This is a genomic window from Sphingobium sufflavum (assembly GCF_021403115.1).
Taxonomy (GTDB): domain Bacteria; phylum Pseudomonadota; class Alphaproteobacteria; order Sphingomonadales; family Sphingomonadaceae; genus Sphingobium; species Sphingobium sufflavum.
Window position 1 is genome coordinate 1 of sequence record NZ_JAJSSH010000007.1, and the last position, 23370, is coordinate 23370.

21 protein-coding genes are annotated in these 23370 nt (G+C 64.0%); 8 read left to right on the forward strand and 13 right to left on the reverse strand.

Going from position 1 to position 23370, the window contains the following annotated elements; genetic code table 11:
- Nucleotides 1-186: 186 nt before the first annotated feature.
- Complete coding sequence (locus tag LWE61_RS11325; RefSeq protein ID WP_234150179.1) at nucleotides 187-648, reverse strand: nuclear transport factor 2 family protein; 462 nt, start codon at nucleotides 646-648, stop codon at nucleotides 187-189.
- A 185-nt stretch (nucleotides 649-833) separates the two neighbouring features.
- Here LWE61_RS11325 and LWE61_RS11330 point away from each other — a divergent pair, with 185 nt between their 5' ends.
- Nucleotides 834-1676, forward strand: a complete 843-nt coding sequence (locus LWE61_RS11330) for a transglutaminase-like domain-containing protein (RefSeq protein WP_234150180.1) — start codon at nucleotides 834-836, stop codon at nucleotides 1674-1676.
- 89 nt (nucleotides 1677-1765) lie between these two features.
- On the opposite strand, the gene LWE61_RS11335 is transcribed toward LWE61_RS11330, so the two are convergent.
- Nucleotides 1766-2086, reverse strand: a complete 321-nt coding sequence (locus LWE61_RS11335) for a polyhydroxyalkanoic acid system family protein (RefSeq protein WP_234150181.1) — start codon at nucleotides 2084-2086, stop codon at nucleotides 1766-1768.
- A gap of 163 nt (nucleotides 2087-2249) precedes the next feature.
- Here LWE61_RS11335 and LWE61_RS11340 point away from each other — a divergent pair, with 163 nt between their 5' ends.
- On the forward strand, nucleotides 2250-3521 hold the full coding sequence (locus LWE61_RS11340; RefSeq protein ID WP_234150182.1) for an MFS transporter: 1272 nt from the start codon (nucleotides 2250-2252) through the stop codon (nucleotides 3519-3521).
- A 155-nt stretch (nucleotides 3522-3676) separates the two neighbouring features.
- On the opposite strand, the gene LWE61_RS11345 is transcribed toward LWE61_RS11340, so the two are convergent.
- From LWE61_RS11345 to LWE61_RS11360, 4 genes are all read right to left on the reverse strand, one after another.
- On the reverse strand, nucleotides 3677-4597 hold the full coding sequence (locus LWE61_RS11345) for an SDR family NAD(P)-dependent oxidoreductase (protein WP_234150183.1): 921 nt from the start codon (nucleotides 4595-4597) through the stop codon (nucleotides 3677-3679).
- 246 nt (nucleotides 4598-4843) lie between these two features.
- Nucleotides 4844-5698, reverse strand: coding sequence for an SDR family NAD(P)-dependent oxidoreductase (locus LWE61_RS11350; protein ID WP_234150184.1), 855 nt, complete (start codon nucleotides 5696-5698; stop codon nucleotides 4844-4846).
- Between the two features lie 13 nt (nucleotides 5699-5711).
- Nucleotides 5712-7568, reverse strand: a complete 1857-nt coding sequence (locus LWE61_RS11355) for a flavin-containing monooxygenase (RefSeq protein WP_234150185.1) — start codon at nucleotides 7566-7568, stop codon at nucleotides 5712-5714.
- A gap of 67 nt (nucleotides 7569-7635) precedes the next feature.
- On the reverse strand, nucleotides 7636-8166 hold the full coding sequence (locus LWE61_RS11360) for a nuclear transport factor 2 family protein (protein ID WP_234150186.1): 531 nt from the start codon (nucleotides 8164-8166) through the stop codon (nucleotides 7636-7638).
- Between the two features lie 183 nt (nucleotides 8167-8349).
- Between LWE61_RS11360 and LWE61_RS11365 the strand changes: the two genes are divergently transcribed.
- Together LWE61_RS11365 and LWE61_RS11370 are read left to right on the forward strand one after the other, a co-directional pair.
- The gene (locus tag LWE61_RS11365; RefSeq protein ID WP_234150187.1) at nucleotides 8350-9384 is read left to right on the forward strand and encodes an AraC family transcriptional regulator; all 1035 of its coding nucleotides are present in this window, start codon (nucleotides 8350-8352) and stop codon (nucleotides 9382-9384) included.
- A 91-nt stretch (nucleotides 9385-9475) separates the two neighbouring features.
- Nucleotides 9476-10225, forward strand: coding sequence for an SDR family NAD(P)-dependent oxidoreductase (locus tag LWE61_RS11370; RefSeq protein WP_234150188.1), 750 nt, complete (start codon nucleotides 9476-9478; stop codon nucleotides 10223-10225).
- Between the two features lie 300 nt (nucleotides 10226-10525).
- Here LWE61_RS11370 and LWE61_RS11375 read toward each other — a convergent pair whose 3' ends face one another.
- Together LWE61_RS11375 and LWE61_RS11380 are read right to left on the reverse strand one after the other, a co-directional pair.
- Entirely contained in the window at nucleotides 10526-11266 is a 741-nt protein-coding gene (locus LWE61_RS11375; RefSeq protein WP_234150189.1) for an SDR family NAD(P)-dependent oxidoreductase, read from the reverse strand.
- Nucleotides 11267-11528: 262 nt separating this feature from the next.
- Nucleotides 11529-13262, reverse strand: a complete 1734-nt coding sequence (locus tag LWE61_RS11380; RefSeq protein ID WP_234150190.1) for a thiamine pyrophosphate-binding protein — start codon at nucleotides 13260-13262, stop codon at nucleotides 11529-11531.
- Nucleotides 13263-13669: 407 nt separating this feature from the next.
- Between LWE61_RS11380 and LWE61_RS11385 the strand changes: the two genes are divergently transcribed.
- Entirely contained in the window at nucleotides 13670-15445 is a 1776-nt protein-coding gene (locus tag LWE61_RS11385) for a thiamine pyrophosphate-binding protein (RefSeq protein ID WP_234150191.1), read from the forward strand.
- A 257-nt stretch (nucleotides 15446-15702) separates the two neighbouring features.
- Here the strand turns inward: LWE61_RS11385 and LWE61_RS11390 are convergent, their stop codons facing one another.
- On the reverse strand, nucleotides 15703-16146 hold the full coding sequence (locus LWE61_RS11390) for an Lrp/AsnC family transcriptional regulator (protein ID WP_234150192.1): 444 nt from the start codon (nucleotides 16144-16146) through the stop codon (nucleotides 15703-15705).
- Nucleotides 16147-16229: 83 nt separating this feature from the next.
- On the opposite strand from LWE61_RS11390, the gene LWE61_RS11395 reads away from it, so the two are divergent.
- Nucleotides 16230-16817, forward strand: coding sequence for a LysE family translocator (locus LWE61_RS11395; RefSeq protein WP_234150193.1), 588 nt, complete (start codon nucleotides 16230-16232; stop codon nucleotides 16815-16817).
- A gap of 215 nt (nucleotides 16818-17032) precedes the next feature.
- On the opposite strand, the gene LWE61_RS11400 is transcribed toward LWE61_RS11395, so the two are convergent.
- Together LWE61_RS11400 and LWE61_RS11405 are read right to left on the reverse strand one after the other, a co-directional pair.
- Complete coding sequence (locus LWE61_RS11400; RefSeq protein ID WP_234150194.1) at nucleotides 17033-17815, reverse strand: 3-hydroxybutyrate dehydrogenase; 783 nt, start codon at nucleotides 17813-17815, stop codon at nucleotides 17033-17035.
- The gene (locus LWE61_RS11405) at nucleotides 17812-19002 is read right to left on the reverse strand and encodes a patatin-like phospholipase family protein (protein ID WP_234150380.1); all 1191 of its coding nucleotides are present in this window, start codon (nucleotides 19000-19002) and stop codon (nucleotides 17812-17814) included. Before LWE61_RS11405 ends, LWE61_RS11400 begins: the two co-directional genes overlap by 4 nt.
- Before the next feature lie 145 nt (nucleotides 19003-19147).
- On the opposite strand from LWE61_RS11405, the gene ypfJ reads away from it, so the two are divergent.
- Nucleotides 19148-20035, forward strand: coding sequence for a KPN_02809 family neutral zinc metallopeptidase (ypfJ, locus tag LWE61_RS11410; RefSeq protein ID WP_234150195.1), 888 nt, complete (start codon nucleotides 19148-19150; stop codon nucleotides 20033-20035).
- A gap of 947 nt (nucleotides 20036-20982) precedes the next feature.
- A complete protein-coding gene (locus LWE61_RS11415) occupies nucleotides 20983-21738 on the forward strand; it encodes a PEPxxWA-CTERM sorting domain-containing protein (RefSeq protein ID WP_234150196.1) in 756 nt (251 codons plus the stop codon).
- 598 nt (nucleotides 21739-22336) lie between these two features.
- Here LWE61_RS11415 and bfr read toward each other — a convergent pair.
- Nucleotides 22337-22819 carry a bacterioferritin gene (bfr, locus tag LWE61_RS11420; RefSeq protein ID WP_234150197.1) on the reverse strand — a complete coding sequence of 161 codons (483 nt, stop codon included), beginning with the start codon at nucleotides 22817-22819 and terminating at the stop codon, nucleotides 22337-22339.
- A gap of 289 nt (nucleotides 22820-23108) precedes the next feature.
- Nucleotides 23109-23333, reverse strand: a complete 225-nt coding sequence (locus LWE61_RS11430) for a DUF1289 domain-containing protein (protein WP_234150199.1) — start codon at nucleotides 23331-23333, stop codon at nucleotides 23109-23111.
- Between the last annotated feature and the right edge of the window lie 37 nt (nucleotides 23334-23370).

Genomic DNA, 23370 nt, shown 5'->3' on the forward strand with positions numbered 1-23370 from the left:
GGCGGACAACCAGCCCTCCCGCTATCTCTACCGGGGGGACCTTAGTCCGTCGATGTTGGCGACCGTAGCAGAACCGGCGACCCGAAGGCCGCTGCACCGCTGCGGTGAAACCCCTCTAGGCGGGGGGTTTGATTCGGTCAACAGCTTTTTCCAACAAAAATGGCAGAACCGCATTTTTCCTGCATTTCAGCCCGCCTCCACCCGGATACGGGTGATGCGGATGCTCTTGATGAGCCAGCGATCCCCGACCTTCTCATAGGTTTCATGATAATGGCCATGGCCGGTCATCAGCCCGAAGGGACTGCCCGGCGGAAACCACAGCCGGTCTGTCATCGACCAGATGGCCGCGGCGAACGTGGCGCTGGCGAAGTCGATCTCGACATTATGGCCCTGATGGACGCTGACGATCCCGAACTTCGCCATGCCGTCCGACTGCCAGGATTCGCGGCCGCGCAGCACCACATTCATGGCGGGCAGGAAATCCCGGCCTGTCGCCGGGTCGGTGCAGCAACCGCGATAGTCCAGCTCGCAATCCTCCGCGAGGATGCCCTTCACCAGATCCGCGTCACCCGTGTCCACGCCCCGGAAGTAGCGCGCCTTGACCTGCCGGATGGCGTCGGCCGCGACCAGTCGCTCGCTCTCGGTCATTCTCTCTCCCTGCCGAATAATAGCCCGCCCCGATTTTAGAGCATCGCACGCTCCTTTGCGCAACGGGCGCTGCCCTCCGACCCTGCCCCGCCGTCCTTCAACGCTCTCCGCCGTGCATCAGGGATCGAATGATGCCGCCCACCGTTATACCGTCCGACCCGACACCCATCAGAATTGAGGACTTCATGCTGATCAAAGCCGGTTTCGACATTGAATTCGGATCGCATGCCGACACGCCAATGACAGCGCTGCTCAGCATCCACCCCTCCCGCAATCGCGACCTGCGCACACCCCATCGGATCGTCATCGGCCAGGATGTACCGGCCTATGACTATCTGGATGCGTTCGGCAATGTTGCGACCCGCTTCCTGTTGCCGGCGGGCGGAGCGCGCTTGCACGCCGAATTTCTGGTGGAGGACAGCGGACTGCCCGACCGGCCCGCGCCCGACGTGCCCGTGACGCCGGTGCAGGAATTGCCGGAAGACGCCCTGCCCTTCCTCCTCGCCAGCCGTTACTGCGAGACGGAGCGGCTGATGCAGACGGCATGGAACCTGTTCGGTGGCATCGCGTCCGCGCGGAGTCGGGTGGAGGCCATCGTCGGTTGGGTCCACAACCATATCCGGTTCGGATACCCCCATGCACGCAACACCCGCACCGCGTGGGAAGGCTATCAGGAGCGGGTCGGTGTCTGCCGCGATTTCGCGCATCTGGCGGTAACGCTGTGCCGCTGCATGAATATCCCGGCGCGCTATTGCACCGGCTATCTGGGCGACATCGGCATTGCGCCCGTCGATGCCCCGATGGATTTCAGCGCATGGTTCGAGGTGTATGTCGATGGCGACTGGTACACCTATGACGCGCGCCACAACCAGCCGCGCATCGGCCGCATCGTGATGGCGCGGGGGCGGGACGCGACCGACGTGGCGATCACCACCTCCTTTGGCGCGACGTGGCTGCGCAAGTTCGAGGTGGTGACGGAGGAGATCATCCCCGACCTTGCACAGGACAGTTTTCGACAGGCCGCCTGACCGCACGCACTCCCGCATGGCCCGGCTCCACAAGGAGGCCGGGCCATGGTTCAGGCCATAATACTCAGGCCCGACGTTCGACTGGCCGTTCAGGCGGAAGGAGGCGTGAGCAACAGCTTTTCGCCGCTCCGCCGGATCACCGCCTCGATCGGCCCGGCCATCAGCGCCAGCAGGCCCGGCAGCATCACCTCCACCCGCACGGACCGATCGCCGACATCCAATATGGTGGCGATCTCCTGCCCCATCGCCTGCACGTCCACCGTCATGCGGTCCTCGCTCGGCCAGGCGGAACGGACCGTCGCCGTGCCGCCCGGGATATGGCCGGGCAGCTTCGCCACCCCCGCCTGCATCCGGCGGCGCACCTCGGCCCGGTCCAGATCATGATGAATGTCGATGACGAGTGGTTTCATAGTCCATCCTTGACGCATGACCGCGCTGCCGGTTCCGGCGCAGGGTCGCGCCCGGTGGGCAACGCCCTCCCGATACTCCGCCGCGCGCGGATCGTCGCATAGCATTACAATGGACAATCCCTCCACCCCGTATAGAGAAGCGCATGTTGAGAGGGAGAGGCCCGTGAGCGAGACGACATCATCCACCGCCGCCGCCGAATGGAAGACAGGCTGGACACTGGTCCTGGCCGCTTCGATGGGCTTTTCCTTCTTCTCGCTCCTGCTCGCGGCGATGGGCCTGTTCATTGAGCCGCTGACGAAGGAGTTCGGCTGGACCCGGACGCTCCTGTCCTCCGGGCCGTCGATCGCGGTGACGATCACCGCCATCCTATCGCCCCCCTTTGGCATATTGATCGACCGCTTCGGATCGCGGCGGCTGGTCCTGCCCGGCCTCATCATCACCATAGCGGCCACCTGCGCGTTCAGCCTCATCGACGGTTCGCAGACCCAATGGTATATATTGTGGGCGATCTTCGGCGTGGTCGCCGTGACCATCAAATCGACCGCTTGGACGGCGGGCGTGCTGGGCTGTTTCAGCCAGGCGCGCGGCCTCGCCCTCGGCCTCACCCTGTCCGGCACGGCGGTCGCACAGATGGTGGTGCCGCCGCTGACCAACTGGCTGATCGACGGTTTCGGCTGGCGCGGCGCGTTCATCGGGCTGGGGCTTGGCTGGGGTGGCCTGACCTTCATCCTGTGCCTGCTCTTCTTCTTCGACGCGCATGACCGCGCCAAGGCGAAGAAGAAGGCGAACATCGTTCAGGACGAGGGCGCAAAGGTCGCCCTGACCGGCCTCACCCCCGGCCAGGCGCTGCGCGATTCCGCCCTGTGGCGGGTCGGTATTTCGAATTTCGTGGTGATGGTGCTGACCATCGGCCTGATGCTGCACATCTTCCCCATCCTGACCGAAGCGGGCGTGTCGCGCACCCATGCGGCATGGCTGGCCAGCCTGTCCGGCCTGGCGGGGATCATCGGCAAGCTGGTGACAGGCTTCCTGCTCGACCGCTATCGCCCCAACTGGATCGGCGGCATCACCCTCGCCATCATGTCCCTCGCCTTCCTGCTGCTGATGGACGGCATCCGCTCGCCCGCGCTCATCATCTGCGCGATGATCGTGAACGGCTATGCGTTCGGCACCAAGACGCAGATCACCGGCTTCCTGACCGCGGGCTATGGCGGACTGAAGCATTTCGGCGTCATCTATGGCGTGATGGGCGCGCTGATGGCGCTGGCGTCGGGCCTCGGCCCCATGACGGCGGGCATCATCTACGATCAGGCGGGCGGTTATGGCCCGTTCCTGCTGGCGGGCGCGATCGGCTGCGCGCTGGGCGGGGTGCTGATGATGACCCTGCCCGCCTATCCGGTGTGGACGAAAAAGGAGGAGGGCGCGGTCGCCTGACCCCGCCCTCCCCGTCTTTCTCCTGATGGTGGGTGGATCAGGCCGCCCGTCACCAGAGCATTTTCGAGCATTTTCGGGTTGGCCGTTGACAGTCAACGTCTCGGAAAATGCGGCATCAAGAGACAAGAGCGTTTTCGCTCAATGGAAAAAACGCTCTAACCCCCGTTGCGCGCCATTGCGAAGCTGCGGCCGAGATGCTCCATATAGCCTTCGCGCGCCGGCAGCAGCCAAAGATTTTCGCTGGTGTCGCGGATCGCGTCGATATTCTCCGCAACATCGTCGATGCTCCACTCCGGGCGATAGATGCCCTGCGATTCCGCGATCAGCGCCCGCGCGACACGGCCACCGACCGACACATAGAGTTCGCCGGAGACGGAGCAGCTCTCATGGCTCAGCCAGCCGACGACCGGCGCCACCAGTTCCGGCCCCATCGGCGGATATTGCGACACGTCCAGCCCATCGGCCATGCGCGTCACCGCGCCGGGCAGGATGACGTTGGACTTCACGCCCCGCTCCGCCCCTTCGATGGCGATGACATTGTTGAGGCCGATCATGCCCGCCTTCGACATGCCATAGTTCACGACCTGATGCGTGCCATAGAGGCCGCCGATGGAGCCGGTCAGCACCACCCGGCCATAGCCTGCCCCCGCCATGCGCGGAAATGCGGGCCGCACGACATGGAAAGCGCCCATCAGATGGACGTCGATGACCGACTTGAAATCTTCGTCGCTGATCTCGTCCAGCGACCCGTAACGGACATTTCCCGCGTTATGGATCAAAATGTCGATCTGGCCATAGCTGTCGAGCGCGGCCTCGATGATCGCCTTGCCGCCCTCCGGCGTTGCCACGCTGTCGGTGTTGGCCACGGCCTCACCGCCCAGCGCCCTGATCTCGTCCACCACCTGCTGCGCGACGCTGGTGTCGGTGTCACTCTCGCCGCCGCGCATCGCGCCACCCAGATCGTTGACCACGACCTTCGCGCCCTTCGACGCCAGCAGCAGCGCATATTCACGGCCCAGCCCCCGGCCGGAGCCGGTGATGACGGCCACCCGGCCATCGAAGCGTCGTTCGGTCATTAATAGTCTCCGTCAGCTAGAGCATTTTCGAAGCGGATGGCATCACCTGCTGGCTCGGAAAATGCGGAAAACAAAAGACGAATAGAGCGTGATCCGATTCAGCATGATCGGATCACGCTCTATATATCGCTATGGGGTGCAGGATCATCGTCCCGGCCTCTCCGTTCGTATCGCCCCGCCAGCCCCGGGACGGCAGGAGGCCACAAGGTCTCCCGTCATCCGGGCTGCGGATAACAATAAAAAGGGTCAGACCGGCGCCCACAGCGGCGATCCCCGCTCCGCCCGCAACGACGGGATGGTGCGGCCGTCGATGTCGGTCACGCCATAATCGGCCGCCAGTTCGGCGTTGATGAAGGTTCCACCGGTCCGCGCCAGCACGTCCTCGTCCTTGGCCAGCGCCGCGATCACCCGGCCCGGAAACTCCGGCGAGCTGCCTGCCGCGCTGTTGAGCTGCGCCGCCATGCCCGGCACCGTGCGCAGATTCTCCTGCGCCCGCTCCGTATAGGTAAAGCCCTGCCACAGGGAGAGGGAGGCGACGCCATGCGGCTTCAACTCCACCGCCATGTCCCGCGCCATGCGGTCCGTCGCGGTCTTGGTCAGCCCGAATATGGTGTCATAAGTATAGGTCACGCCGACATAGCCGGACAGGGCGACGATCAGGCCCGACTTCTGCGGCGCCATGATCTGCGCCGCATACCATGCCGCGACGAAAGCCGCGCGAACGCCCGTGTCGAAGATTTCCCAGTTGGAGAGCGGCTTCTCCCAGAAACCGATGCGCTGCGTCATCTCCGGCGGGATCGCCATCGCATTGTTGACGAGGATGTCGAGCCGACCCTGCTCCGCCTTCAACTGCGCGAACAGGGCGGCGATGGACGCATCGTCGTTCAGGTCCAGGGCGACGGCAATACCCTTGCCGCCGCGCCGGTTCACTTCGGCGACCGTCTCGCCGATGGTGCCGGGCAGAGGCCCCGCACCGGCGTCCACCGTGCGGCCCGTCACATAGACGGTGGCCCCTTCCTCGCCGAGCACTGACGCTATGCCCTTGCCGATACCCCGGCTGGCACCGGTCACGACCGCTACCTTGCCCGTCAGTGCTCCCATTCCATCCCTCTTGTTATTCCGCCGGTTCGGCCTCGGCCGATTTGCGGAGCGTCAGCCCCTCAAGATCGCCCTTGTTGCGCCAGTCACCGACCATCTGCTGGAAATTGGCCCAGCCATAACCCCAGCTGTGGAACAGCGCCCACTTGGGATTCTTGTCGCCTTCATTGTTGAAGTAGCTGGGCGTGCATTCGCTCTGGAACGCGGACAGGTCGACCGCGATCTCCTGGAACGTCTTCACATAGGCGTCCTGCGCCTCCTGCGTCGGCTCGACCGAGGTCAGGCCGCGCTTCAGGGCCTCCGCGATGATATAGGCGGAGTGATAGCCCTGCTGGCCGAACTGTTCCGTGACGGAGGCATAGGCCGCGCCCTGGATATAGCCGATGAAGAACTGGTTCGGGAAACCATGGGTCATCGTGCCGTGCAGCGTCTTAGGGCCTTCGCGCCAATGATCGTAGATGGACTCGCCGTTGCGGCCGACCACCGTGTCGATGCCCCAGCGACGCTCCAGATCCGACGTCACCTCGAAGCCGGAGGCGAAGATCATGCAATCGACCTCGACCTCTTCACCATTATGGATGAAGCCCTTCTCGGTCATCGCTTCCAGACCCTGCGTCGCCGACACGTCGATCAGCTTGACGTTGGGACGGTTGAAGGTCGGGTAATAATCGTCGTTGGACAGCGGACGTTTGCACAGGAAGCGATAATAGGGCTTCATCGCCTCCGCCGTCGCCGGATCGTCGACGAGGGTTTCGACGCGCTGGCGCATGCGCTCCATCACCTGATAGTCGACCATCTCGCGCCGGGACATGAACTCCTCGACGGACATTTCGGGCCAGCCCTCGGCGTTCAGTTCGGCGGCCAGGTTGCGCGCGACTTCGGTCCAGATGTCGCAGATCTGATCCTTCTCGCCGGGCAGGAACATTTCCATCGCGGCGCGGTGGAAATTGTCCATGCGATCTTTCTGCCAACCCTTGGGCAGCGAGGCGACCCATTCAGGGTCGGTGTGCGGGTTCGGCCGCTCATCGACACTGGAGGGGGTGCGCTGGATCACATAGAGCTGCTTGGCATGCTTGCCCAGCGACGGAACCGCCTGCACCGACGTCGCGCCGGTACCCAGAATGGCCACCGTCTTGTCGCCCAGCTTGTCCAGTACGGGACTGCCATAGCTGCCGCCGGTATAGTCATATTCCCAGCGCGACGTATGGAACATCTTGCCCTTGTAGCTGTGGATGCCGGGGATGGCGGGCAGCTTGGGCATGTTCATCACGCCGCAGGCCATGATGACGAACTTGGCGCGAATGTCATCGCCGCGGTTGGTCGTGACCTTCCACCGCTGCGCCGCGTCGTCCCATTCCAGATTGGTGATCTGGGTGTGGAACAGCGCGCGGTCGGCAAAGCCGGTCTTGTCCGCGATCAGGCGGCAATAGCCCTGAATCTCGCGCCCGTCGGAGAATTTCTGGCTGGGCATGAAGCCCATTTCTTCCAGCAGCGGCAGATAGATCAGCGCGTCATTGTCGCACTGCACGCCCGGATAGCGGTTCCAGTACCAAACGCCGCCGAAATCGCCCGAAATGTCGATGTTGCGGAAATTGGTTACGCCCGCATTGGTCAGGTGATAGGCCGCGATGGTTCCGCCCCAGCCCGCGCCCAGCACGATGACGTCGATCTCTTCCGAAATCGGGTCGCGCGGGGTGACCGGCATGTGCGGATCGGCGGTATAATCCTTGACCGGCGACTCCTCGGTCGGGCGCACATATTGCGCCTGTCCCTTGGTGCTGACGCGCTTGTCGCGCTCCAGCAGATATTTCTCGCGCAGCGCGGGGATGTTGATGGCGTCCTTGGGCGGGGTCTTGGTTGGCTGGCAGGTCATGTCGCTCTGATCTTCCCTCTCGATTCGCTAAGGTCTCTTATCAACAGACCTGTTGGATAGCGACAGGTCAGACGCCGAAGAAACGCTCGCTGTAATCCTTCACAGACCTACCGGAAAAATGCTCCTCGGAAAATGGCATGGCCATCACGCCCTTCGACCAGTCGATGGCGTCGCCCCAGCCCTGATACCAGTCGTACAGCATCAGGCGGCTGGCGATGCCCCACCGGCCCTCGCGCCGTTCGAGGACATCGAGGTAGCGCCCGCCGATGCACGTGTCCTGCTCCCCCGCGCCCATGTCGACGCGGTGGTAGGAGATGACCTGCGTCTCCACTTTCGCCGTGTCGCCGGACAGTTCGATATAGCTTTGGCCCAGCACATGCTGCGTGTTGGTGATGGCGTCCGCGCCGGGCACGACCCAGGCGAGATAGTCGTCGAAACGGCCCTTGAAGACACCATAGTCGGTGACGCTGTCGGGCCAGTAGGCGCCCCGGATCAGGTCGGCGTTGCGGCGGTCCTCACCGCGCGCCAGCCGGGCGAGGCAGTCGCGGATATTTTCGCGATCGAGAAAATTCTGCAATTCGTCGCCGGTCGCGCCCATGGTCATCCTCTCACCCCGACACGGATTGATCCCGGCGCCGGCTTGCCCCCCATTGTTACGCCTGCCGGGTGACAGATCGCTTGACCAATTCGGACAAATAGGTTCGACTGCGACGCGACAGGGACGGGCGGCGACAACAGTCGGGCAGAGTCGATACCGGGGCCAGAACACAAGGAGAGCGAGATGGCGCAACCGATCAACGGGGAGGACAGGTTCGACATCATCCACGCCCGGACGCTGCACCTCTTTCCCGAACTGGTGACGACGCTGGGCGGCGATTCCGGCGCGCTGATGGACCGGGCCGGCATCGCACAGGACAGCACGCCGCGCGCCACCTATCGCCAGGTCATCCAGTTGTTCGACCTTGCCGCGCACGACCTGAAATGCCCGGACTTCGGCATGCGGCTGGCCGGGATGCAGGGCGGCGGCGCTTTCGTGGGGCCGCTGGGCACCGCGATGCGCAATTCGCGCACCTTTGGCGAGGCGCTGGATTATGTCTGCACCCACACCTACGCCCATAGCCTGGCCGCGCGGATCGCCCCCACCCACCGGGCGGAGGATGGCCGCATCTTCATCAGCCATGACATATTGCTGGACGGCATCGGCAGCCGCGCCCAATTGATCGAGCAGATCCTGCTGGTCGGGCATCTGCTGTCCATGGCGCTGACCGGCGGCCATGCCCGCGCATGGCAGGTGCATTTCCGGCACCAGCCCGTGTCCCCCCTGGCCACCTATCGCCGCCATTTCGGGTGCGAGGTGCGCTTCGGCCAGCCGGAAGACGGCATCGTCTATGCTCGCAACAGCCTGGATGCGCCCATCATCGACCCGGATGCGGAGGCCTATCGCACCGTCACCGCCTTCATCGACGCCCGCTTCACCCGGCACCGGCCGCCGCTCCATGCGCAGGTGCGCGGCCTCGTGATGCGCTTCCTCGGCACGGAATGGTGCACCAACGACCGGATTGCGGAGGAACTGAACCTCCATCCCCGCACCCTCCACCGCCACCTGAAGGCGGAGGGCAGCGCCTTCCAGAAGATCAAGGATGAGGTCCGCAGCGACCTGATGCTCTATTACCTGCAACAAACAGCGCAGGATTTCGCCCATATCTCGGAACGGCTGGGCTTCGCGGAGCAATCCGTCTTCACGCGCAGTTGCCATCGCTGGTTCTCCGCCTCCCCCACCGCCATCCGTGCGGAAGCCCGGCGCACCGCCGCCTGACCCCCTCATATTGTCGCCATCGGTCAAGTCGCGACCCGCCTCCCCTGTCCACAGAGGATACCATCAGGCAAAACCACTACAGGAGGACAGGATGACGAAAACAGCATTGGTGACAGGCGCAGCGGCAGGCATCGGCCGTGCCTGCGCGCGGCAACTGGCGAAAGACGGCATGGCGGTCGGCGTGCTCGACCTGCTGATCGAGCAGGCGCAGAAGACCGCCGACGAGATCAACGCCGACGGTGGCAGGGCCATCGCCCTCCAGGCCGACATTTCCGACCGGGCGCAGGTGGAAGCCGCGGTGCAGAAACTGCGCGACGCCTTCGGCCCCGTCACCGTGCTGGTGAACAACGCGGGCATCACCAACACCACCCCCTTTCTGGAGGTGACGGACGAGCTTTGGGACAAGGTGTACCAGATCAACGTCAAGGGCACCTTCATCGTCACCCAGACGGTGGTGCCGGACATGCAGGCCGCCAAATGGGGCCGCATCGTCAACATGTCCTCGTCCAGCGCGCAGACCGGACAGGCGGGCATGGTGCCCTACAGCTCGTCCAAGGGCGCGATCATCACCCTGACCCGCGCGCTGGCGGAGGAATTTGGCCCCCACGGCATCACGGTCAACAATATCCCGCCGGGCATCATCATGAACACCATCATGTCCGAGGCGAATCGCGCGAATTTCCCGATCCCCATCGAAACCGTGCGCGAGATGATCCCAGTGCGCCGCACCGGCGAGCCGGAGGACATTGCCAACGCCTGTTCATGGCTGTGCAGCGAAGGCAGCAGCTATGTGACGGGCCAGACCATCGGCGTGAACGGCGGACGCCTGCGCACGACCTGATCGCTGTCGGTGGGGCGGCGGGGGAGAAGGGGTCAGGCGACACCCTCCTCCCCCCGCCGCCCGTGTCATCCGGGAAAAACCTTGGCGGCATCGTTCCCCGCTTCGGCGCGGTTTGCCATGAAGGGCGTTATATCGGACCTTCTGGCCAAACCTTCTTGCCGGATCACTCCTGGGTGGAACCCTCTGGCGAAATCCCCCCCCCCGTCCCGATCATTCCGGGACGACGCAGATGGGCGTCCACACCCCATGCCGTCCGCCGCACCGGCCCCGCCCACCATGGACGCGGCCGGCCCCACGGGATCAGGACACCACGCGCCCGCCATTGACCCCGATGGTCTGGCCGGTGACATAGCCGCTATCCTCCAGACACAGCCATGCACAGGCATTGGCGATGTCGTTCGGCTCGCCCACCCGGCGCACGGGCAGTGTCTGGTTGAGATTGTCGATGGTCGCCTTGCTGATGTTCTTGTCTGACATGATCGTGCCCAGCACCGATCCGGGCGGGATATTGTTGACCGTGATGCCCAGCGGTCCCAGCGCCTGCGCCAAACTGCGCGTCATGGTGATGACCGCGCCCTTGGACGCGGAATAATGCACCTGCTGGATGCTGCCGGTCTGCGCGCTGGAGGAGGAGATGTTGACGATGCGGCCCCATGTGGCGGCCTTCATGTCGGGCAGCACGACCTGCGTGACGATGAACGTCCCCTTGGCGTTGATGGTGAACTGCTCGTCCCACAGATCGTCGGTAATATCCTCGAAATCCACGAACTTGGAGATACCGGCATTGTTGACGAGGATCGTGACCGGCCCGAATCCGGCGCGCAGCCTGTCCACCGCCGCCGTCACCTGCGCCCGGTCGGCGATGCTGGCCTGCAACGCGAACGCCCTGCCGCCCGCCGCGACGATCTCCGCCGCCACCGCCTCCGCCCCGTTCAGGTCGAGGTCGAGCACGCCGACCGCATGTCCGTCCTTCGCCAGCCGTATCGCACAGGCCCTGCCGATACCGGCCGCCGCACCCGTCACCAATGCCGTCTTGCTCATCTCTGCTCCTGATCTTTTATGTACGTCGTCGCCCGTTCACCCACGGGTGTCCGTCGCAACCATGGAATGACCCTGCATAGGCTTGCAAGGGCGGGCGCGGATTTTTGCCCATCGGCTATGCGATGGCCCGACGGGACCACGCCCACGGCCCCTGTCCCGCGACTCCGTCCCTTGTGCCTGAAACCAAACCGCCCGCCGGGGCACAGGGCACGGCGGGCGATCGAATGGTTCAGCGGTGGCGCCGCAATCTTACGGAGCGCCCTTACTGGGTGCCCTCGGCATACCAGGTACGGAATTCGCTATACTGCGGCTTGTCCTCGGCATTGGCCTTGGGGTCGATGACCACATGGATCACCGCCGGGCCGCCATTGGCATAGGCGCGCTCGATGGCGGGCGCGATGTCCTCCGCCTTGGTCACATATTCGCCATAGGCGCCAAAGCCCTCCGCGATCTTGTCGAAGCGGACCTTGTTGCTCCAGTGGACGCCCGGCTCCGACGTGCCTTCACCGAAGGCGCCGCGATAGATGCCGACCTCCAGGCCCCACTGGTTGTCGACGGCGACGACGCAGACGAGGGGCAGGTTGAGGCGCACGGCCACTTCCAGTTCACCGATGTGGAACAGGAAGCTGCTGTCCGACGTCATCAGCATGCCCGGACGCTCCCGGCCATTGGTCGCGCGATCCGCGATCATCGCGCCGGTGGCATAGGGCAGACCGGTGCCGATATGGCCATAATTCTGGTTCCACAGCACGTCGTGCGGCTTTGCCTGATTATAGGTCCAGGTGTAGATCACCGATGCGCCGCCGTCGCGGATCATGATGCCGTCCTTGGGGAAGGCGCGGCTCGCCTCGGTCACGAAGCGGGCGGTGTTGATCGCCACATTGCCGGTGCCGTCGCTGCGGGTCTTGGACTCCTCGTACAGCTCGTCGAGGGCCTCCTGTTCGCGCTGGATATATTCGGCGAGGCGCGGATGCTCGGCGCGGGGCGTGTCCTTCAGCGCGCGGACCAGCTGCGGCACGATACCGCGCAGGTCGCCGACGAGGGGCACGTCATAATGCCGGTTCACGCCGATGGCGGTTGGATCCTGCTGGACATAGATCCACTTGCGGTTGGCCTCATTGTCGACCCAATGGCGCCAGCGGCCATAATGGCTCGGCTCGCCCAGTTCGGTGCCCAGCGCGATGCACAGGTCGCTCTCCACCACCGCGTCGATCGACACTTCGGAGAAGCCATAGGGGAAGGTGCGGTCTTCCAGACCCTCGATGAAGCTGGTGCCGCCCGATGTCTGGATGACCGGACATTTGATAAGGTCGGCCAGTTCCTTGACCGCCTTGCCCGTCTGCGACGTGTGGACGGCGTGGCCGACCAGCAGGATGGGGTTCTTGGCGGTCTGGATCAGGCGGACGGCCTCGTTCAGCATGTCCACGTCCGCGCCCTGATTGACCAGGCGATACTGCGACGGCGCCAGGACCGGCGTGTCGTCAATCTCTTCCAGCGTGACGTTGTGCGGGAACTCGACATAGGTCGGGCCGGGCGTGCCGGTCATCGAACGGCGGATCGCCTCGCGGATCACCTCGTCCGTCTGGTCGGGATATTCGATGACGCCGGCGTACTTGACCGAATCCTCGATCAGCGGCTGCTGGCGCACGAACTGGATGCGGCCACGGCGCACGCGCTGTTCGGTGATGCGGGCGCGCTGGCCGCCCAGGAAGATGACCGGGCTGTTCTCGACCAGACAGCACTGGATGGCGGGCATCAGGTTGGCGAGGCCCGGCCCCAGCGTGCCGATGGCGACGGCGGGCTTGCCGGTGATGCGCGATGCGGCCTCGGCCATGAAACCGCCGGCGGCCTCATGATGCGGCGACACCACGGTCCAGCCGCGCGACTCGGCCTCCAGGAAGAAATGCACGAAGTTCGGATCGGGGATACCGAACAGCGTCTTGATACCCTCGGCTTCGAAGAGCTGAAGAATACGCTCGTAAACAGGTACTGCCATGGGTGATCTTCTCCCTCTATCCATGTTCTGCGCGCGCCCGCAGATACCGACCCGGCCGCCTTGCGCGGTCGGAAGTGATTCTCCATCGCGCCATGCCCAGCTTCCAATTCATCGACCGGAAGGCAATGCCGCCCATCAGGCCGACCGTTCGCCGAAATCGCCGGAGCGGTACGCAGGGACGAACGGCACAGGCCAGAGCGCCCCTTTAGCCGGATATGGCGGCGACAACCACCCCTTTTCGACGCATATCAGTTCAACGGGCGCATTTCGGCACATTCAACGCCGGGGCGTCGCGGCTTGTCATCAACACTGTTGGCAATTGCGTTTGACCTGTGCCTGTCCCCGTGCTGAGAGCCATGGCATATAAGGAATATGACGAGAGACGCCTGCCCATGACAAATCAGACGATGCAAGACCGCATTCTCGACCTGCTTCAGGCCGAGGGTATCGATACGCTGTTCGGTATTCCCGATCCCAGCTTCTTTGGCCTGTTCATCGAGGCCGAGCGGCGCGGCATGAAGATTGTCTCGCCGCATCATGAGGAAGCCATGGCGCTGATCGCCGACGGCTATTTCCGCATGACCGGCAAGCCGGTGGTGATGTGCGTCAACAAGGGGCCAGGCGTCGGCAACATCGCGGCAGGCGCCAACTTCCTGATGAAGGAAAATGTCCCCGCCATCTTCATCATGGCGCAGCGCCAGCGTTTTTACGAACAGCGCGTCCGCCGCGGCAAGATGCAGTATATGAGCCAGCCGCCGCTGTTCGAAAACGCCGTGAAATACACCGGCATCATCGAATATCCGCAGCAGACCGAGGAAATCTTCCACGAGGCGTTCCGTCAGGCGCTGACCGGCGTTCCCGGCCCGACCTATGTCGAAATCCCGCTGGGCGTGATGCAGTATAAGTTCGACGGCTCGCCCGTTCCTGCGCCGAACCGCTATCGCCTCGTCCGCCAGCGTGCCGACGACCTGTCGATCTCGGAAGCGGTCGAACTGCTGAAGAACGCCAAGAACCCGGCGCTGCTGCTCGGTCAGGGCGTGTTCGTGACCCGCCAGCATGTGGCGGCGACGGAACTGGCGGCAAAGCTGAACTGCCCCATCCTGCAATCCAACGCGGTCGAGGCCGTGCTGCCCGGCATGGAGGATCGCACCTTCCCCTACAGCTCCGAGGCGGGCGGCCAGGTCGCCTCCACCTCCGACGTCGTGCTGGCCATCGGTACGGAACTGGGCGAGGCGCTCAACTATGGCCGCGGCCATGCGTGGAAGCAGGGCGATGCCGACCGCAAGTGGATCTATGTCGAGCGCGACGGCACCGCCATCGGCGTGAACCGCCCGATCGACGTGCCGCTGGTCGGCGACCTTGTCGACATCATCCCGCAGTTGAACAAGGCGCTGGAAGGCGTGCAGCGCGAACTGCCCGCGCAACTGGCGGGCTGGACCAAGATCCGCGACGACGCGAAGGCGGCGCTGGAAGCGACCGTCCCCACCGCATCGCAGCCGATCCACACCGGCCGCCTCGCCATCGAGGCAACGAAGCATCTGCCCGACGACACCATCCTGGTGCGCGACGGCGGCGCCGCGAGCATGTGGTTCTCCGCCCTCCTCCAGTGGACGCCGCGCGATTCCATGTGGAGCAGCAACTGGGGCGCAATCGGCAACGGCCTGCCCATGGCGCTGGGCGCGCAGCTGGCGGTGGGCGACAAGCGCCGCGTGGCGCTGCTGACCGGCGACTCCGCTTTCCTGTTCCACATCTCGGAACTGGAGACGGCGGCGCGCAAAAATCTGCCCCTGCTCTGCATCGTCGCGGTCGATCATGCCTGGGGCATCGAGGCAGCGTCGTACAAGGCGAACTTCGGTGAGGACACCAGCACGCCGGAGGCCCGCTGGGGCAATGAGGTGCGCCTCGACCTGACCGCGCAGAGCTTTGGCGCGCACGGCGAATATGTCGACAAGGTGGAAGACATCGGCCCGGCCATCGAACGCGCCATCGCGTCCGGCAAGCCCGCCGTCATCCATGTAGAGGTCGACAAGGCAGGCAACAGCACGTTCAAGGGCATCCCCGGCTTCCTCGAATTCCGCAACTGGTTCGGCGAGGAGGGTGACTTCCTCGGCGTGCCCGGCGCGGCCCCGGCAGCGCCCAGCGCGGGCGGCGGCGGTTCGACTGAGAACAGCAGCGGCTACTGATCCCGCCACCCATGGCCTGACGTCATCGTCTGACATCTTCGAAAACCCCGGCCTCTCATCGCGAGAAGCCGGGGCTTTTTGCAGGGTGGCCACCGCGTCCCTCTCACCCGACATCATGCCGCTCCGCGCTGTCAGGGGCGCGGGGCCGCCCACGGCAGAGCCACCCGCCATCCATATACCCCTCACCCAAAGCCCTCGCATCGGCGCAGGACCGCACCAGCCCCCCGCATTGCCCCCGCGCCGACAGACCGCAGACGCTACCGCCGCTCATCCTTGGGCGAACTCATCACCACGAAGGTGCTAATCGCCGTCACCTGCGGCAGGGTGCCCAGCACCTCGGTATGAAAATGCTTGTAGGCGGCCAGATCGACCACCTCGACGCGCAGCAGATATTCGACGGCCCCCGTCACATTATGACATTCCGTCACCTCCGGCGCGCGGGCGATGGCGGCCTCGAAATCCTGTTGCGCCTGTTTGGTGTGGGTGGACAGGCCGATGGTGACATAGGCGACAAAGCCCACCCCGCGCTTTTCCGGGTCGAAGGTCGCGCGATAGCCGGTGATGACCCCGCTGCGCTCCAGTTCCTGCACCCGGCGCAGGCAGGCGGAGGGCGACAGGCCCACCCGGTCGGCCAGATCGACATTGGCGATTCGTCCGTCACGCGCCAGCTCGCGCAATATTTTCTGGTTTATCATATCCATGGGACTGGATTATTGCATGAATCGTCAAGTTAAAGGGGGCATTTCGCAACACACCGCGCGTTATTCCGCACTATGTTGCGCCCATGGAACCGCAAGCCCTCCTCGCCCTCACCAGCTTCGGCGTCGTATCCTCCTTCACGCCCGGCCCGAACAACCTGATGCTGATGGCGTCGGGCGCGAATTTCGGCATCGTCCGATCTCTGCCCCATATGGCGGGCGTGGTCGTCGGCTTCTTCTTCATGCTGCTGATCGTCGGGCTGGGCCTGTTCGGCCTGTTCCACGCCTGGCCGCCCAGCTTCACCATCCTGAAGGTGGTGAGCGTCGCCTACACCCTCTGGCTGGCGTGGAAGATCGCCCGCGCCGACGCGCCCGGGGCGGAGAATATCAAGGGCCGCCCGATGAGCTTCCTGCAAGCCAGCGCCTTCCAATGGGTCAATCCCAAGGCATGGACGATGGCGCTGAGCGCGATCACACTCTACGCGCCGGATGAGCATTTCGCCTCGATCCTGCTGATCTCGCTGGTCTTCGCGCTCATCGGCATCGCCTCGACGGGAAGCTGGATGCTGGCGGGCCTCAGCATCCGCGGCTGGCTCTCCAGCCGTCGCCGCCTGCTGGCCTTCAACTATGGCATGGCCGCTCTGCTCGTCGGCTCCATCGCTATGGCACTCTAGGGCGCGATGACTTTCCCGTGCATCGTCATTGCGAGCGCAGCGAAGCGATGACGAGGTCGGTCAATCCAATGTCACCCCACTGCAGGGCCGCAGAGGGGGGGCGAGGCGAAAGCGTCCCGCCACTTCTCGCCCTCGCTCGACGCGGCGGGCAAGCTAATCCTTCCCCATGATACGTCACTGACGCCCGCTCGGCGAGGTGGCTGGACGGCTTAACCCTACGCCGTCCAGCCACCATCCACGCTGATATTCGCACCCGTGATGTTCGCCGCCTCGTCCCGGCACAGGAACAGCGCGATCGCCGCGACCTGCTCCGGCGTCACGAACTGCTTCGTCGGCTGCCCGGCCAACAGCACATCGTTGATGACCTGCTCGCGCGTCAGGCCACGCGCCTGCATCGTGTCGGGTATCTGGTTCTCCACCAGCGGGGTCCATACATAGCCGGGCGAGATGCAGTTGGCCGTCACCCCGAATGTCGCCAGTTCCAGCGCCACCGTCTTGGTCAGGCCCGCCAGCCCATGCTTGGCGGTGACATAGGCGCTCTTGAACGGCGAGGCGGTCAGCGAATGGGCGGACGCGGTCTGGATGATCCGCCCCCACTTCTTCTCCTTCATATAGGGTACGGCCAGCCGCGTGGTGTGGAACGCCGCCGTCAGGTTGAGCGCGAGGATCAGGTTCCATTTGTCGACCGGGAACTCCTCGACCGGCGCGACATGCTGCATCCCGGCATTGTTGATGAGGATGTCGATGCCTCCAAAGGCGCTGGCCGCCTCCGCCATCATCGCCTCGATCTGGTCCGCCTTGGTCAGGTCATGGCCGGAATAGAGCGCCTTCGCCCCGCTGGTCGCCTCCAGCGCCTTGCGCTCCGTCTCAATGGCGTCGGCGTCGCCGAAACCGTTGATGACGATGTTGACGCCCTCGCCCGCCAGCGCCCTGGCATAGGCCAGCCCGATGCCGGAGGTGGAGCCGGTGATAAGCGCCGTCTTGCCCGTCAAACTCATGCCTGCTTCTCCTTGATGCTGCCCGGTGCCGACAGGTCGAACGAGGCGCTTTTGCCATCCAATATATTGCGCGCGATCAGCCGGTCGCCCGTCTCCACCGCCGTCGCCACCGCGCTGCGTCCCTGCTCCCAATGGTCCAGCATGGTCCGGCGGGAGAATTCGAAATCCTTCGCCCCACTCTCCCATTCCCGCCCGCGATAGATGAGGTGGACGATGTTGATCGACCCCCGGTCGATCATGTCGCGCACCGCCTCCGCCTCGACCGACGCGGCGATCTCCGGCGGCAGCGTCGCCAGCAGCCGCTCGACCGCATGATGCTCCCGGCGCAGGCGCAGATACTGGTCCGTCACCTGCCGGGTCCGGCTGCTATATTGAATGTCCTTCTGCCGCGCCATCACGTCGGTCAGCGTACGGGGCAGCGGCCCTTCCGCCGGGAACAGATCGCACTGGAACAGCAGCATGTCGCCGTCCTGATGGTCGATGACATGGGCCAGCGGCGTGTTGCTGACGATGCCCCCGTCCCAATAATGGCGACCGTCTATCTCGACCGGCGGCAGGCCCGGCGGCAGTGCGCCCGACGCCATGATGTGGCGCGCGTCGATCCGCCCCTTCCAGCGCGGATCGCCGGTGCAGAAATAATCGAAATTGCCGCTCTCCACATCGACCGCGCCGACCGACAGCCGTACCGGCCCGTCATTCACCCGGTCCCAGTCGACCAGCCGGTCCAGCGTCTCGCGCAGCGGTGATGTGTCGTACAGGCTGACCGCCTCGCGCGATCCGCTGACCGCGAACGGTCCCGCCAGCCCATGCGGGCGAAAGAAGCCCGGCACCCCGAACATCGCGACCGTAGCGGCGGCGGCCAGATGCGCGGCCTCCTCTATAGCGTGATTCTCCGGCAGCACGAAATTGGGCATACCGCCGCTCACCAGTTCCCAGAAACTGCGCAGCTTCGGCACCACCTGATCCGGCGTGTTGCCCGCGATGATCGCCGCGTTGATCGCGCCGATGGAGATGCCCGCGACCCAGTTCACCCCGATGCCATGAGCGAACAGGCTTTCCACCACGCCCGCCTGGAAACTGCCCAGCGCGCCCCCGCCCTGAAGCACCAGCGCGACATGGGGCGGCAGCGGCAATGAACTGTTGCGGAGCGGGGCGCTGGTGCGAAGCGGAGAGAGCGGCATGTCCATGTTGCGCCGCAATAACCCACCGCGCACCTTTGTTCCACCGCCATGACCGGCGTACGCGAAAAAGCCGCCCCCATCCCTTTCCGTGCCCGCACCCGCTTCCCATCCCCGCCCCCATCTCATAGACAGGCAGGAAAGGAGTGACCCAATGCGCCTCGACGACGAACAGGAAAGCAGCAATTTCGAGGTTCAGCAGGGCGGCGGAGGTGGCGGTTTCGGCGGCGGGGGCGGCGGCATGCTGGGCCTGCTGCTGCCGCTGATCGGTTCGCGCTTCGGCTGCGGCGGCATCGCGGTCGTGCTGTTGATCCTCGCCGTCACCGGCGGGCTGGGCAATCTCGGCTCCATGCTGGGCGGGGGCGGCACGGGCGGCTCCCCCGCGGTCGAGGGATCGCGCGACCCGGCACAGCTCACCCCGGTCCAGCACTGGTCGCTCAAGGTGCTGGGATCGACGGAGCGGACATGGGGCCGCCTCTTCCAGCAGTCGGGCGAGAAATATGAGCCGACCATTCTGGTCTTTTATAACCAGAGCGGTATGTCCGGCTGCGGCGCGGCGCAATCCGCGATGGGGCCATTCTACTGCCCGACCGACAAGAAGGTCTATCTCGACACCAGCTTCTTCGACGAACTGACCCAGCGGTTCGGCGCGCCCGGCGATTTCGCGCAGGCCTATGTTATCGCGCATGAGGTCGGCCATCATATCCAGGACATCACCGGTGTGCTGGCCAAGGCGAACAGCGAGCAACGCCGGCTCGGCTCCGCAGAGGCCAATGCCGTGCAGGTGAAGGTGGAGTTGCAGGCGGACTGCTACGCCGGGGTCTGGGGCCGGGAGACCGGCCTGATGGAGGCTGGCGACATAGAGGAAGGGTTGAAGGCCGCGCAGGCCATCGGCGACGATACGCTGCAAAAGGGCGCAGGCCGCACCCCCATGCCCGACAGCTTCACCCATGGCAGCAGCGAGCAAAGGATGCGCTGGCTGAAGAAAGGCCTCGAATCGGGCGACCCCAGCGCCTGCGACACGTTCAGCAGCGCCATCTGATTCGAATCGCCGGGCCGACATTTCACGCCGAAACGGGTGGTCGACCCGGCATTTTCGCGCTCCCGGCAAAAAATAACGCTGTCCGGGGCGGCGTAAAAATCACCCCATCCCTCCTCATCGGTCGCCCTCTTGTACCGCGCCGCAAAATACCAACCATGTTGACTATTTCACCGGTCGCCACGGGTGCTGCGAAAAATAATAGCACCTTGTCAGTCTCTTGCAGCGTTGTTCAGGATCGAGACAGTCATGGCGCAATCTCTACCGATTGCGTTTTTTGCAACCGAAAATGCTTGTTTCGCACTTGCCGAAAAACTGAGAGCATCTTATTTACGGCCATGCCTTTCAGGCATCCTCTCCTATAACTCGTGGGCCTGGCCGATTTCTCGGTTAGGCCCTTTTTTTTGCCATTCATTCAAGGTAAAGGTCGCCTTCGTCGGACGGTAGAAAATATGTCAGGAGAGGACGCCGCCGGGAAAAACCGGCACCAACCGGACGACATAATGCGGGGAAAGGTGCAGCTTGCACCTTGCGAGTACCCTTTCCCCGCCTGCTTTTTTATTCTCTGACCTTTCGATACCGATTCGGCGTGACCTGCTCCGCCCGTCAATCGGATCAGCGCCAAAAAAGCACCTTCTCAACGCAGTCATAAAAAAGATTCCGCGCGCCGGAAATCCACGTCTTATGCGCTGTCATGGGCTGCCCCGTAGCCAAACCACTGTTAGCGCACCCTTTCCGTTCCGGCCCACTCCGCGCCCATTGTATCGCTGTGTCGTAATGGCGCGGAAATTAGGGATGATCTCCAGAACGAAACAAAATGTTACATTTTAGAAATCTGCAAATTCCGCCATGGCCTTCTAACGGGGGATAGATTTAACCTATTTGGGGGTTTGGACGTGAACAAACTATTTCTTGGATCGTCGCTTTTTCTGGCGTCGGCCGGGGCTGCAATGCCGGCTCATGCAGCCATCATCTTCACCAATGTGGCCATGACGGCGGCCTCCGCGGCGAACACCAACGTCAAGAATGTGGTCGACACAAAGTCGAAGTCGTCGACCGTCAAATCGAAGACCCTCCCCGCCACGCTGTCGACCACCGCCACCGCGACGGCTTCTGGCAAGATCGGCGTCACCGCGGCGATCGACTCCTCATCTTCGACCCTGACGTCGGTGACGTTCGCATCGCCCGCGTCGGGCGTCTTCTCCGCCTCGTCGAACACCGGCATCGTGCAGGCGATCGGCTCCACCCGGACGAACCCGATCCTCAGCGCCGCGGCGGCGGGCGCTTACACCTTCACCTATAATTTCGGCAACATCGGCAAGACGCTGCTGACCATCAACTACAACCTGCTCGACCCCAACTCAGTCGCCACCAGCCTGAGCACGATCAGCCTGACCGGCGGCAGCGGCGCGTTCAGCCAGGCGGTCACGCCCAACGCATCGGGCAGCCTCACCGCGACCCTGCTGGGTGGCAACTACCAGCTCCGCATCGGCAGCACCTATATGGATCGCGTCCAGCGCAACGGTCTGGCCGCCGGTACCACGACGGGGTCGAGCTTCGACATCTTCTCCTTCTCCTTCGCCGCGGTTCCCGAACCGGCAACGTGGATGATGCTGATCCTGGGCTTCGGCGCCATCGGCACGGCCATGCGCCGCCGCCGGACCACGGATCGGGTATCGCCCATTTCCGACATGCTGGCGGCCTAACACCCCGCCCCCTTCGGGTCCAATCGGTCACGCTGCACAAGCCGCGGGCCACCGCCAACAAAAGGCGCTCCGTTCCCGTGGGGACGGGGCGCCTTTTGCGTGGGATCGGGTGGGATGGCGCCTATCCGCGCCGCATCCGGCATCAACCATGGACGGAGGCATAGGCGTAGAGTGCGGTGGAACAGCTTCAGGACGGAAAGATACAGGAAATCATGCCGTCCACTTTCCCATGCCGCCCATCGAGACGCAGACCGGGATCGCGGGAGGCTGCCCGCCCCCTGCCGACAAGCCCGCCTCCTGCCGACAAGGATGTCAGTCTCACCGGAATGACACAGGGCTGGACGCACCCCAAACGAATCCGGCCACCATGCAGCCTCCCCCCGCCCACAGCCTGAACCAGCGCCCTGTTGGGGGGGGAGGCTATCCCCGTGCAGCCCGGCCTCTCCATTACTCATGGAGCCAATCCACCGCCCGCCGCCCGCACGCAAAGAAAAAGGCGGAGCCAAAGCCCCGCCTTCCATCCACCTCACCGGCGGTTCAGGCCACCCATCCGCACCATCGCGGACAGGTCAGGCGCGGACAGGTCAGGCCCGGCCCATCACTCGCCCTCGATCGCCTCCGACTGGAGCTGGATGTAGTTTTGCAGGCCCATGCGCTCGATCAGGTCGAACTGCCGTTCGATCGTGTCGACATGCTCTTCCTCGCTCGCCAGGATGTCCTTGAACAGGTCGCGCGTCACGAAATCGCGCACCTCTTCACAATAGGCGATGGCCTCCTTGAGCTGGGGCAGCGCCTCCATCTCCAGCGCCAGATCGGCCTTCAGGATTTCCTCCACCGTCTCGCCGATGCGCAGACGACCGAGATCCTGGAAATTGGGCAGGCCGTCGAGGAAGAAGATGCGGTCCGCGATGCGGTCGGCATGCTTCATTTCGTCGATGGATTCGGAATATTCATATTTCGCCAGTTTCTCGACGCCCCAATGCTTCAGCATACGATAATGCAGAAAATACTGGTTGATCGCGGTCAGCTCATTCTTGAGCGACTCGTTTAGGAACTGAACAACACGAGCGTCGCCCTTCATAACCAAACCTCCAAACAGACAGAGCGGCTGTTTAGCGGCTGGCGGCTATCTCGCCAATGCACAAAAGGGGAAAAGCCCGAAAAATCAGGCCGCGACGCGACATTCCTCGTCGATTATCTGCTCTGCGAATGATAAACATTGGCAGCAATTCGGTTCACAGCCGAGGTGAGCATAGACGTCACACACATCGGAAATGCCTTTTCGGGCGGTTTCCCGGATGTCTTTTTCCCGGATAACATTGCAAATGCAAACGACCATTCGAGTCTCTCCCAGAGACTCGAAATTTACGCTATTGCGACTTGATTGCAAGTGAAGTTTTTTGGTTAACGGACGAACCGTTTCGGGACGCCGCCCGTCCGAGTCGATCCGGCAGGGCGGCCACGACCGTTGCCCGCCATGCGTCGCCCGCTCCACCCCACGCAGTAATCTCGGCCAATGTCCGCGCGCAACCGACGCACCAGCCGGTGTCCGGCGCGATCCGGCACGCGCCGATGCAGGGGGATCGGACGGTCATGCCGCCCTATCCCGGACGCAGCGCACCGGCACGGCCG